The sequence below is a fragment of the Candidatus Poribacteria bacterium genome (genome assembly GCA_028820845.1).
Classification (GTDB): domain Bacteria; phylum Poribacteria; class WGA-4E; order WGA-4E; family WGA-3G; genus WGA-3G.
The window spans coordinates 16,443-28,412 of record JAPPII010000054.1; the positions used below are offsets into that span (position 1 = coordinate 16,443).

Below are 11,970 nucleotides of genomic sequence, written 5' to 3' on the forward strand. Positions count from 1 at the left end.
AGCCGTGGTTACAGAAAGGTTAGAAATCTTGTTTAGAGGCATTCAATTCTCCAATAATTTTGATTTTCTGCCGAAGCACTCTTCGCTGTAAGAGCGAGCTGTGCTCGCGATCCCCACGCGGAAATGCCTAAAAAAACCGACAATTGAATGGCTCTGAATCTTGTTTTGACACCCTTGCTAAAACAGAAGTCATTATGCTATAATAGATATAAATCAACTCATTAAAATCCTCTTAAAAGGATCACCAAAAAATGACAAGCGAACGGCTTACCCTTGAAGAGATGGAGCAGAAATATCCCGATGAATGGCTCTTCATCGTTGATTGTGAATATAGCGAGAATACTGAACTGCTGTCGGGGTGTGTCCTTGTCCATAGTCCTTCTCGTGCTGATGTTTACAAAGTCTCATCACGTTACAAAGGTAGCGCAGCAATACACTGTACAAGCAAATTACCCCAAGGTATGGGCTACCTATTGTAATGGGACATATCTCCTTTAACCCTGCAGCTAAATCAATCTATCTTCGCCTTAAAGTCGGTAGCATCAACGCCGATACGACTCGTGATATACTTGTAGCATTGGATACGGGCGCTTCAACTACCATGATTCCAACAGAAGTCGCTATGGATTTGGGATATGATCTTTCAAATCCAAATGAACAGATGATGACCGCTAACGGAATTGTTTTGGCAAACCGTATCACTGTGCGTAAACTGACAGCAATTGGTGAAACGGTTGAGAATATTGATGTTGTGTGTCACGATTTACCAGACGGTTCAATAATAGAAGGACTATTAGGTTTGAATTTTCTCAGGCATTTTGATGTCAATATCTCATTTTCAACCGGAACTATTGAACTTCATCGACGTTAATCCGGTTTTGAAGGGACAGCAAATATGACAGACAAACCAAATATCGTTTATCTCCTCGCTGATCAGATTCGCGCGTGTTCACTATCCGTGTACGGCGACACACAGATCGAAACACCGCACATCAATCGCCTCGCACAAGAAGGTACCGTTTTTTCAAACGCAATTGCCACCGCACCCGTCTGCACCCCCTATCGCTCCATGCTACTCACCGGGCGACACCCACAGACGACCGGTCATCTCATAAACTTCGTCAGAACCCGGCACGATGAAATCGGACTCGGCGACGTTTTCAACCGAAACGGCTATCGGACGGCATGGGTCGGCAAATGGCATCTCCACACGGGTTCGTTCCCAGAAATCGGCGGACGCGACTACGTCCCCGAAGGACGCGACCGCCTCGGTTTCCAACACTGGCGCGGTTACAACTTCCACACCGACTATTTCAACGGCACTGTAAACCTCGACGACTGGCGGAACGAAAAATGGGAAGGCTACGAAACCGATGCCTTGAACCGATACGCCTTTCAGTTTATGGACGACGTAGAAGACGACACTCCCTTCTGTCTGTTTATTTCTCCGCATCAAGCACATTCCACACCTTACGAGTTCGCACCCCAGGAATACTATGACCGGCTGCCTGCAGAACTCCAATTACCGGAAAACGTCCCTGATTCCGTTAAAGCAGAATCCCTAAGAATCTACCGACACTATCTCGCCATGACACTAACGGTAGACGATATGCTCGGTGAACTGATGGCGTATCTCGAAAGAACCGGACGCGCTGAAAACACACTCCTCATCTTCGGATCCGATCACGGCACACAAGGCGGCGCACAAGGCATCAATTTCTGGGCGAAACGGGAACCTTACGAAGAATCCATTAAAGTCCCACTCATTATGCGCCTCCCCGGCGTTTTTGAGGGCAACCGCACCTGTGACACGCTCACATCTCCCGTCGATCTGTTCCCCTCGTTGTGTGGTCTATGCAGTATTCAACCACCCCGAACCGTTGAAGGCTATGATTTGTCCGCAGCTTGGCGTGGCGAAACCGACCCCTTTGAACAAGATGCCGTCTTAACAATGAACTTCGGTTCAACCTACGACTATCTCGTTGATGGTAACGAGTGGCGCGGGGTCCGCACAAAGACGCACAGTTACGCCCGTTGGCTCGACGGCAAACGGATGTTATACGACGTAGAAGCAGACCCTTTGCAAATGAATAATCTGATTGACAACCCCGAAGCCAAACCATTATCAGACGAAATGGAAACCACCCTCTCTGATTTGATGGACGCACGAAACGACACACTCCAACCCGCGACGAGTTACACAGATTGGTACGACGCACAACGCCGCATCGTCCGCAACGCCCACGGTCCCCTCGGCAACCCAGAAGACGAGCCGGATTGGTCATTGTTGAAAGGTTGAGTTGAAGACTGAAGTTGCAAGTTTCCAAAGGGCTCTCATAAATACAGGAGATAAATCATGAAAATGCAAACTTTTACGGCAAGCATATCGCAAGAAGATGAATGGTTTGTAGCACAATGCTTAGAGGTAGATGTCGCAAGCCAGGGTAAAAGCGAAGACGAGGCGATACAGAATCTCGCAGAGGCGTTGGAACTCTACTTTGAACCGCCGCGACCCACCGTGATGCCGAAGCTCCGAAAATTTGAGGTTAACATCAATACCGATGAAACCCCTTCCGTATCGTCAGATTAAACGTAAACTGGAAAAAGCCGGGTTTTCTATCAGGCATCAACGCGGCAGTCACGTGAAGTTTGTCCGTGAAAGTGATGGTGAGGTTCGGACGGTAATGGTTCCACATCATCGTGAAATTCGCATTGGGACGCTGCGTGCCATCGTGCGTCATGCTGGTTTAACCCCAGAGGAGTTCGATGCACTTTAATGAAGGATTGGCATGACGCACAACGCCCACGGCACTCTCAGCAATCCAGAGGACGAACCCGACTGGTCGTTCTTAATTCGGACAGGGAGATACACCCTTGAATAAAACAAAGATGGTCTACTTTGAGAAAGAGGATATATTACATCTGGCGATTTCTGAAGAACCAGACTGACTCTCCCACACTCTCTCACCAAAACCTTTCATCATACGAGACAGACGCTAATTATCCTAAAATCCAGTAAATCCTGATTCAGACAACCCATAACCCACAACTCATAACCCATTTTTCACTTGACATCAGTTAGCAAATAGAGTATAATATATCATAAGATTTTTCAAAGAGGTGAATATTGTATCAAACTACAAAATGCTGGCACGGAAACCGACACAACATTTTCAGCGACTCCAGAAGTTTCTGACTGATTGCTGACCGCTGACCGCTAACTCAAAAATGTTACACTTTTCGCCAAATTATTTTTTTTATAATAGAAAATTAAACACCAACGAACCCTTACGGTGAGTGGGTTCTCTCAAGTTACACACTATCCACAAAATGTTACACTGGTGTAACATTTTTAAGGCGAATTGCTGAAAAACATACCGTTAAGTTAAAACTGTATTCACATCCGTATTTTCACAGAGGACCGATTTATTTAGCAGTCCAAACCTGCGCGACACCGATCCTGCAAACCTTTGAAGCCACAATCCTGACACTGAAAAGCACCCGAAAATTTCAGAGTGCCGCTGAATCCAAACCCATCCCAAAACCCTAAGAACCCATGCCCTACCTACATTTATACCGTTTTCCCAAGTTTACAGATTTCTCATTTTACTCTGAAAAACTCTGAAATTTCGACTCCCACGACTTATAACTTACAACTTATAACTTATAACCCAGTACCCGCAACCCATAACCCAGTACCCACAGAAAATCCTTTGCTTAAAGAAACCGATATATGTTACAATAAATGTGCATCAATCACTACCAAAACGGAGCGTGCTAAGCAAAAAACAGATATGACTCTTCAAGAAATAATTTTAGCGTTAGAAAAATTTTGGGCAGATCAAGGCTGCATTATCCAACAACCTTGTGATATAGAGGTCGGCGCAGGCACATTCAACCCTGCAACGTTCTTGCGATGCCTCGGACCAGAGCCGTGGAAAGTCGCTTATGTAGAACCCGTCCGGCGCCCGACCGATGGCAGATACGCCGAAAATCCATTCCGCGTTGGGGCATACTATCAATATCAGGTAATCCTCAAACCCGCACCTGAGAACGTACTACCGCTCTACCTTGAGAGCCTTTATAGTCTCGGTATCTCTCCCCGCAAGAACGATATCCGATTCGTTGAAGACGACTGGGAGTCCCCGACCCTCGGTGCCTCAGGACTCGGTTGGGAAGTCTGGTGGAACGGCGCAGAAGTAACACAATTCACCTATTTTCAGCAGATGGGAAGCATCGATCTCGACCCGATATGTGCTGAGATTACCTACGGGCTTGAACGCATCGCACTTTACCTACAGGATGTCGATGACTTTTTCGATATTCGCTGGAACGAACACGTTAACTACGGCGATGTCCACCGGCAGAGCGAAGTCGAATACTCAACTTACAACTTTGAGCAGGCAAACGTAGAGATGCTTTTCGACCTCTTCAGCACCTACGAAAAAGAGACCCACGCCTGCTTAGATGCCGGGTTAGTGCTACCAGCGACCGACCATGTCCTGAAATGCTCTCACACCTTCAATATGCTCGATGCCCGCGGGGTCATCAGCGTCACAGAACGGGTGAGTTACATTGAACGCGTGCGACGACTCGCACAACGGATTGCACGGGCGTACGTCAAACAGCGCGAAGAAATGGAACATCCCCTCATGGGACGTTTCGGCACGGTATCGCCTTCCACCACCATAGATGAGGTTTCTAACCGCACCGAACTAGCTCCCACCCCGGTAGATACGGTTTCTAACCGCACTGAAACCACTGAGCTCCTCTTTGAAATCGGCACCGAAGAGATACCAGCAGGTTATGTCCCACCTGCGCTTGAGCAGCTTCGCGAAATCGCAACCGACTCCCTTACAAACCACAGAATCCCATTCGGCGAAATTGAAGTCTTGGGTACACCAAGGCGTATCACACTCAGTGTCAAGGACATAAAAACGCTTCAAGAAAGCCAAGAAACAGAAGTGGTAGGTCCCCCAAAACGCGTCGCGTACGACGAAAACGGTGAACCCACAAAAGCCGCTATCGGTTTCGCAAAGACGCAAGGCGTGGAACTCTCAGCACTCCGCATCGTTGAAACCGAACGTGGAGAATACGTCGCCGCCACTAAACTCGAAGTAGGCGAACCGACGCAAAAGGTGTTGCAAACGCTTCTGCCTGAATGGATCGAAACCCTCCGCTTCCTGAAAACCATGCGTTGGGAAACGGAGTATAAAGGACAGCGCGGGTTTGCACGTTTCGCACGTCCTATCCGGTGGCTTGTTGCGCTGTTAGGAAACGAAATTGTCAACTGTGCTTACAGAGGACTGGATGCAGGACGTGTAACTTACGGGCACAGAGCCTTGCATCCGGAACCCATAAGTTTGGCATCAGCGAACTTAGACAATTATACCGAAGAACTCCGTGCTGTCGGTGTAGTCGTTAGTCAAAACGAACGGCGCGAGACAATCAAAAAACAGGTAACACGTATCTTAAAAGCAGAAGGGTGTCTCCCAAAACTCGACGACGAACTACTCGATACGGTGAATTACCTTGTAGAGAACCCACAACCCATCGTCGGCAATTTTAGTGAGTCGCATCTGGAAATACCGCCTGAAGTGCTAATCACCGCCATGAAGAAGCATCAACGCTATTTTCCAATGTGGAAAAACGACACGGCACTTACAGCGAAATTCATTACAATCTCCAACGGGACAGATGGCAATAGTGATGGCGTTCGACACGGAAACGAACGCGTGCTCCACGCCAGACTTAACGATGCCGAGTTTTTCTACAATGAAGATCAGAAAACCAGCCTTGCCGATAAGGTCGAACGTTTAGGCGCAGTTGTTTTTCATGCCAAACTCGGTTCACTTTTGGAGAAAGCAGAACGGCTTAAAGCACTCACCGCCTTTTTGGCGCAGCTTGCAAGCCAAAAACTTGCTATAGAAAAGTTCGGCGCAGAACTGCAGCTGGCAGAAACGACTGTCCAGCACGCAGAACGCGCAGCTTGGCTCTCTAAGGCAGATCTGACAACCCAAATGGTCATCGAATTCCCATCACTGCAGGGTATTACGGGAAAATATTACGCCCAAAACTCCGGTGAAGAGGAACCCGTTGCCATTGCCATCGCCGAACACTACCAACCCCTTGGCGCAGACACACCACTGCCCGAAACCGAAATCGGCGCGATCGTCTCTATCGCCGATAAAATTGACACCATCGTCGGATATTTCGGGATAGAAGAACGTCCGACAGGCTCGCAAGACCCGTACTCACTACGACGACATGCCCTTGGGACAATCCGGATCCTCCAAGACCGGCACCTCCCGCTCGCTTTAGATGCCGTCGTCCAAAAAGCCGTCTCACTGTACAAGGTAGCGTTAGCCGACGACACACAAACGAGTGTCCTGAACTTCATCAAAGAACGCCTACGCGTCATCTTGTTGAGGACAGAGCAATACGCTCCCGACCTCGCCGATGCCGTCTTAGCAGTTGGCAACGTAGACATTATCAACATTCTCAAACGTGCCAACGCACTTGCCGAATTTCGCTTGACACCAAATTTTGAGGAAGTATATAATGCACTAAATCGGGTACTGAGGATTTTACCACAGAACCCCCCAGAAACCGTAGACGCTACGCTGTTGCATGACGACACCGAAAAGCAACTGTTCGACCTTGTCACTGAAGTAGAACCGAACTTTAAGCAAAGCATTCAGGAACGCGACTATGCCAAACTCCTAACACAACTCGTCGTTTTACAACCAGCAATAGACACATTCTTTGATGAGGTGCTGGTCATGGCGAAAGAACCCGCACTCCGCACAAACCGATTGGCATTGTTGAACCGAATCGGACGAAACATTTATGCTATCGCAGATCTTACAAAACTTGTAATCGCAGGGAAATAACAAATAGCAGTCAGGTCGTTCTGTGCTGCGCACGCCACTTTCAGCCGTGAGCGGTCAGTCACTCGCTTGTGGGAAATAAAAACGTTTGTGCCTGCTATACGGTTTAACTGACAACTGAAAGTGAGCGTAGTGAACGTACTGACAACTGACAACTATAAAACGAGAGGAAAAAACATGAAACGACGCGTTGAATATCTGCTGTGGCAGACACACCTTATTCTCTTATGTATCGCCGCTACCGCCTTTCTGATGGGATGCGGTGAGAAGGAGAATAGGGACATTATCGAAGCGCGAGCCGCCATTGTTCGCGGGGATTATACCGCCGCACAAGCCGCCGCTGAAAGAACAGAAGCTGGAAACCAAGAAGCGACGCACTTACGCGCCTTCTTGCAAAATCGAACACGCACTGATGCCAACAGTTGGCATCAAGCCATTGCAGCGTCAAACGCGTATCTCGAAACATTGGCTACCGACATCCGCGCGATCTCATTACAAGAAGATCCTGACTCCGACGAACTCGATCGACAAGAAAGACTCACCCGTTCACAGAACGCTATCTCTGGACTCTTTGCCCTGTCACTCGCTGAGGCGGTCGAAAAACGGGCAGAACTGCTATCCGAACTCACCATACCCGCAGACACCGGGGTCGTCATAGCACTTTTAGCTGCGGAAAAGTGTTATCAATCTAATGCCCGGGCAGCTGCCAGACAACTGATAACCCAACTTGGAGATGGAGAACGCGTTGCTGAATTACTCCAACAAGCAACACACCATTCAGACACAGCCGTACAAAAAGAAGCAATCCGCCACCTCGGTGCCATGCGTAAACCTGACTTTATACCGGTCTTTGAAGATGCGCTCGCCAAAACCGATAGCTCACCAGAGGTCGCGTATAGAGCAATCGTCGCTCTTGAACAACTCAGAAGGGTACTCCCCGATGGTACAGCCATTGTAACCGGACTGCAACTTGCACTGAAACATAACAGTGCCCAAGTTCGGATGCACGCCGCAAAACTCATCGGAGCCATCCAAGCCCAAACCACTGTGCCCGACCTTATCAGGCTCCTCGCGGATCCGAATACTTATGTCAAAGATACAGCCATAGATGCCCTTAACCGCATAGGCGAACCCGCGATTGCACCACTGATTGAGGTCCTCAACACAAATGCACACAACCTCATCCCTGACGAAGATAGCGGTTTCACCACAGAATACCAATACATCGCGAGTGCATACATCGATGATTTATGGATGAAAAAATACCGAATCGGAACACAATCCGCTGCAATCAAAGCACTCGGACTGCTTCAAGCAGAAGCCGGGGCACAGCCACTCATAAATGAACTATCAAACGAAGAATTACAAACAGAAGCCTTAGCAGCACTCGTCCAGATGCGCAACGTCGCTGTGCCTTTTCTGATTGATGCCCTTAAAAACGCCTCTGATGCAATTCGCGTACAGGTCGCAGATACGCTCGGACAAATCGGGGATCGGCGCGCAATAGTACCTCTCATTGAAGCACTAAATACAGATTCACATAAAGAGGTGAAAGCATTCGCAGCGATAGGACTTGGTAATATGTACGCCCGCGGCGAAAACAACAGCGCAGTCACGGCACTCACCAACGCACTCTCCTATGACGATACCACTGCCACTAACGCAGCGGAGGCGCTTGGAAAAATCAGCGTCACCACAGAAGATGCCGTCCAAAAACTGATTATCATTGCGCTCGATAAACAGATGCGTGAAACCTTGCGCGCTGCAGCACTTACCGCACTCTGGCGACTCAAACCGGAAAAAGCAGTTCAACCGATGCTACTCCTCACGTTCAGCGACGAAACCAGCCCCGTCCTTCGTGCCAGTGCCGTCAAAACTTTGAGCCGCATAAAAGCACCTGAAACCGTGCCTATTTTGACATGGATGCTCTCTACACGATTCGATGAAATCTCAGATTTTCAGAGGCACATGAAACGCGAGTATAAAACGCTTGACACACTTCGAACACAAGTTGATTCCTTCCAGATTCAGTGGACCCCTGACTACCCACAAACCAACTACCGCACATGGGGTGAACTTAAACCGATTCCCAGTCTCGTCCGTAGTGAAGTTGCCCGGGCACTTGGCGTTATCAAAGGAGAAACCGTCATAGAACCCTTAGTTCGCGCACTTGAAGACGACGGACGTGCTACGGTGCGACAGAGCGCAGCATGGGCACTCGGTGAAGTCAAAGGCGACCCGACAATCGCACCACTTGTAAATGCACTGAAAAAGGATAAACAAGGCGTCGTCCGGCAAGAAGCAGCCATTGCCTTGGGAAAAATCAAAGGACAAAAAGTTGTCGATCCGCTTGTAGATGCGCTGAAAAATGATAAGTATGAAACGACACGCTTTCAAGCCGCAAAGGCTCTCCGAGAAATCCAAGCCGGAGATGAAGGGCTTGTTGATGTTGTCAAGAAGGGGTTAGGAAACTTTGATGACGGATATGAAGTCCAATCCGTACAAGACGAAGTCATCGGCGCACTAATCAAAGATGGAAATGTTGCAACATCCACATTCGCAGTCGAGGCATTAAAATCTGCCGATGATGAGTGGACGCGATGGGCGCTTGTACATGTTATCGGCACACTGAGTAAAAAACCCGCGCTTGATGCAATGGTGGCAGAACTGAATCATCCGAGCTTCGTCGTCCGTAAACGGGTGACAGAAACGCTCGGCGGTTTCAAAGAACGGAGCGTTGTCGATTCATTAATTATTGTTCTCGAAAACACCGATGAGATGAAATCCATACGTGCTGGTGCTGCCAATGCACTCGCTGGACTCAAAGACGAACGCGCTGCAGCAGCACTCCTGAACGCACTCACCGATGAAAACGCCGAAGTCCGATTGAGAGCCGTCACAGGCTTAGGAAACCTCAAGGATGCAAAAGCCGTCGCGAAACTCAGCGAAATTCTTGAGAATCCGTTAGAACCAGATGATGTCCGCGCCGCCGCTGCAACTGCTCTCGGTAACATCGCCGATAAAACAACCGAACCCGCTCTGATTCGCGCGTTAGACATCCGCGTAGGAAATATCTCCAAAAACGCTATTATTGCTCTCGGTAAACTCGAAAGCGAAGCCGCTATCCCAAAACTCATCGCTATCCTTGAGGATAAACGGATCCCATTGGATGCCAGTACAAACGCGTTAGCCAATGCCTCATCACGGATAAAAGCCGCAATTGCTCTTAGCGAAATCGGTGGATCCCGTGCCGCTGAAGCACTCGGGAAACGTCTCATTGACGACACAGAATATATCGTCGCTCTTGAGGACGCAGCAAACAGGAAAGCTATCGGTGCTGATGACCTCAAACGAAATTGGAGTTGGGAAGCCTTCGTCAACGCCGCTAAAAAACTCGACTTACCTTCGTTTGTTGCCCCTAAAATGGCTGCACGTACTGTGGACAAATGGGAAAATCATCAGGTCAGAAACGCCGCAACGGTTGCCCTCGGTAAATCTGGCACTGTTACGGATACCTCCTATTTTAAAGAACTCTTAACCGATCCGGTTGTGGATATCCGAAAAGCCGCGGCACTCGCCATCGGACAAGCTGGAATCCGGGAACTCATGCCAGAACTCATCCAGATAATGACAGGTGAAACCGAAGTCAACAAGGATGTCCGGCGCGCCGCTACACAAGGACTCGGCGAAATCGCTGATGAAACAACAACCGATATCCTCATCGAAGTTATGAATAACGACGATAACCACGTCGAAATTCGCCGCGATGCGTCAAGGGCATTGGGTAATATCGGAACCGACAAAGCGGTAGATGCGTTAGTCAAAAAACTCAGAGCACTGCATGAAGCCCAAATTACAAGAGGGCTCCGCCTTGACACCATCAAGGCTCTTGGCGATGCAAAAAACGCGAACGCCATCGCAGTGTTAGAATTGGTTCTCGAAGACCAAGACGCAGAGATTCACTTCCAAGCTGCAGTCGCACTTTTTGAAATTACGGGTAAAGGCTACGGCTACAACCGCACATAATGCAAAATGGCTAATATAACCCAAGTTGCTACTAACGGATTTTGCACATTTCAGAAAGGTTTTTCAGTCGCTTTCCACACTCCAGAGGGGTGATATGTCTATAGAAAATGGCATATTTTCGCGATTGCACTCCAGCGGAGTGCTATGTTTATGATAGGGGGCAACTTGCGTTAATATAGTAGATTCTGAAAATAAGTTTACATTACAAGAAGAAATCCCTATGAGAAATACCAATAAAACTCTACTCCGCTCCTCACATGGTTCAGGCATTATAGGAATGTTCTATGTTCCTCAAAAGTGATAGCAAACTTATCAGTCTTGAAGAAACTTACGGAGTTGATAGAATTTTCAGTACCGTATATATTGAAAGCAGAAGTACAGAAAAACAAAGTATTAGGTTCCGCACAGAAGGTATTGCTGAAGCTTTCGTATTAGATTTTCAAAATTACCTGAATGCCAAAACTGCGGCAGAAAAATCTGATACAAGTGAGTTAATTGCCAAATATGGTGAGCGTCTTAACAAAGACTTAGAAGCAGGCTTAAATCTTGAAGAGTTTCTAAATTCACATAGTTTCTTGGAACAGCGTGTTAACTTTCACGGTCTTAACCATGGAATTGATATTCGATCCGTTGAGAAGAAGGTGGTAGACTATCTTGAAGTTCGGATGGGTTATTTCTTAGATCCGGACAAAAGCATCGGTGGTATTAATTGGCATTATCAGACTATCAATGAATTAGCTGGAGCAATGGATATTGACAACCTACTTCTTCAACATGTGATAGATTACATGCAAAGTGAAAATAAAGTAAAATTCCTCTCTGATAGTCTCTATGAGAAAGATGGTCAACTTATTTGGGCTCACGCTATTGTTCTTACAGAAAATGTTAAGAATTATAAGGCTTGGGTTGAGAAAAAAAAAAAGAAACTACGGTTAGGGGGATGCGCCCAGGGATGCCTTATTGCAATTGGCATAGGATTTATTCTTTTTATAATAGGATTACGCAATAAGTATTTTTGGACACACGAAAAGTGCCGTGGACCTTGATAAATAAA

The 11,970-nt window shown here is 47.7% G+C and carries 8 protein-coding genes; all 8 read left to right on the forward strand.

Features of this window, described 5'->3' with window-relative positions:
* The first annotated feature begins 251 nt into the window (after nucleotides 1-251).
* The 8 genes from OXN25_11535 to OXN25_11570 all read left to right on the forward strand — a co-directional run bounded on the left by OXN25_11535 (nucleotide 252) and on the right by OXN25_11570 (nucleotide 11,962).
* Nucleotides 252-479, forward strand: a complete 228-nt coding sequence (locus tag OXN25_11535; GenBank protein MDE0425492.1) for a hypothetical protein — start codon at nucleotides 252-254, stop codon at nucleotides 477-479.
* Nucleotides 479-871: a retropepsin-like aspartic protease gene (locus OXN25_11540; protein MDE0425493.1), complete on the forward strand. Its 393-nt coding sequence runs from the start codon at nucleotides 479-481 to the stop codon at nucleotides 869-871. The genes OXN25_11535 and OXN25_11540 overlap by 1 nt, the downstream gene beginning before the upstream one ends.
* 24 nt (nucleotides 872-895) lie before the next feature.
* Nucleotides 896-2,299 (forward strand): sulfatase, encoded by a 1,404-nt coding sequence (locus OXN25_11545; protein ID MDE0425494.1) that lies wholly within the window; start codon nucleotides 896-898, stop codon nucleotides 2,297-2,299.
* Nucleotides 2,300-2,356: 57 nt separating this feature from the next.
* On the forward strand, nucleotides 2,357-2,590 hold the full coding sequence (locus OXN25_11550) for a type II toxin-antitoxin system HicB family antitoxin (GenBank protein MDE0425495.1): 234 nt from the start codon (nucleotides 2,357-2,359) through the stop codon (nucleotides 2,588-2,590).
* A complete protein-coding gene (locus tag OXN25_11555; GenBank protein ID MDE0425496.1) occupies nucleotides 2,556-2,777 on the forward strand; it encodes a type II toxin-antitoxin system HicA family toxin in 222 nt (73 codons plus the stop codon). The genes OXN25_11550 and OXN25_11555 overlap by 35 nt, the downstream gene beginning before the upstream one ends.
* Nucleotides 2,778-3,794: 1,017 nt before the next feature.
* A complete protein-coding gene (gene glyS / locus OXN25_11560; GenBank protein ID MDE0425497.1) occupies nucleotides 3,795-6,893 on the forward strand; it encodes a glycine--tRNA ligase subunit beta in 3,099 nt (1,032 codons plus the stop codon).
* Nucleotides 6,894-7,067: 174 nt separating this feature from the next.
* A complete protein-coding gene (locus tag OXN25_11565; protein ID MDE0425498.1) occupies nucleotides 7,068-10,916 on the forward strand; it encodes a HEAT repeat domain-containing protein in 3,849 nt (1,282 codons plus the stop codon).
* A gap of 284 nt (nucleotides 10,917-11,200) precedes the next feature.
* Nucleotides 11,201-11,962, forward strand: coding sequence for a hypothetical protein (locus OXN25_11570; GenBank protein ID MDE0425499.1), 762 nt, complete (start codon nucleotides 11,201-11,203; stop codon nucleotides 11,960-11,962).
* Nucleotides 11,963-11,970 lie beyond the last annotated feature (8 nt).

Bases quoted from the DNA above. Each gene is read 5' to 3' on its own strand.
- OXN25_11535 (MDE0425492.1), top strand. From the start codon at position 252: ATGACAAGCGAACGGCTTACCCTTGAAGAGATGGAGCAGAAATATCCC.
- OXN25_11540 (MDE0425493.1), top strand. From the start codon at position 479: ATGGGACATATCTCCTTTAACCCTGCAGCTAAATCAATCTATCTTCGC.
- OXN25_11545 (MDE0425494.1), top strand. From the start codon at position 896: ATGACAGACAAACCAAATATCGTTTATCTCCTCGCTGATCAGATTCGC.
- OXN25_11550 (MDE0425495.1), top strand. From the start codon at position 2,357: ATGAAAATGCAAACTTTTACGGCAAGCATATCGCAAGAAGATGAATGG.
- glyS (MDE0425497.1), top strand. From the start codon at position 3,795: ATGACTCTTCAAGAAATAATTTTAGCGTTAGAAAAATTTTGGGCAGAT.
- OXN25_11565 (MDE0425498.1), top strand. From the start codon at position 7,068: ATGAAACGACGCGTTGAATATCTGCTGTGGCAGACACACCTTATTCTC.
- OXN25_11570 (MDE0425499.1), top strand. From the start codon at position 11,201: ATGTTCCTCAAAAGTGATAGCAAACTTATCAGTCTTGAAGAAACTTAC.